Source organism: Arthrobacter sp. SIMBA_036 (assembly GCF_046535135.1).
Lineage (GTDB): Bacteria > Actinomycetota > Actinomycetes > Actinomycetales > Micrococcaceae > Arthrobacter.
Genome location: NZ_JAWRXG010000061.1, coordinates 1 through 382, shown reverse-complemented (window position 1 = coordinate 382; position 382 = coordinate 1). Strand labels below are relative to the sequence as shown.

Genomic DNA, 382 nt, shown 5'->3' with positions numbered 1-382 from the left:
ACCACGCAGGTCTTGATCTTCGGGTATCCGGGCTGACCCTCCAGCATTTCTCTGATCGTGCGGACCGAATGCGAATAATCCGGCCCCAGCGCCGGTCCGAGTACCATGGTGGGGTTGACAGACGCGAGCTCCAGCCCGCGGCCTTCGTTGGCAATGAAGTCCCATGCCGCCCGTTCGGCAAGGGTCTTCGATTTCTGGTAGGGCGCGACGTTTCCGGTCAGATCGGTCCAGTCGGTCTCGACGAAGGGGCGGGCGAGCGGCTTGTGCCCAGCGCCGATTGCGCCGAAGGCCGAGGTGAGAACGACCCGCTTGACGCCTGAATCGCGCGATGCACGCAGAACGCGGAGGTTGCCATCGACTGCAGGCTTGATCCATTCCTCCT

At 63.4% G+C, this 382-nt stretch carries 1 protein-coding gene; it reads right to left on the bottom strand.

Features of this window, described 5'->3' with window-relative positions; translation table 11 throughout:
• Positions 1–382: NAD-dependent epimerase/dehydratase family protein (locus SB659_RS19135; RefSeq protein ID WP_410551531.1), on the bottom strand; the 382-nt coding region annotated here is incomplete at both ends.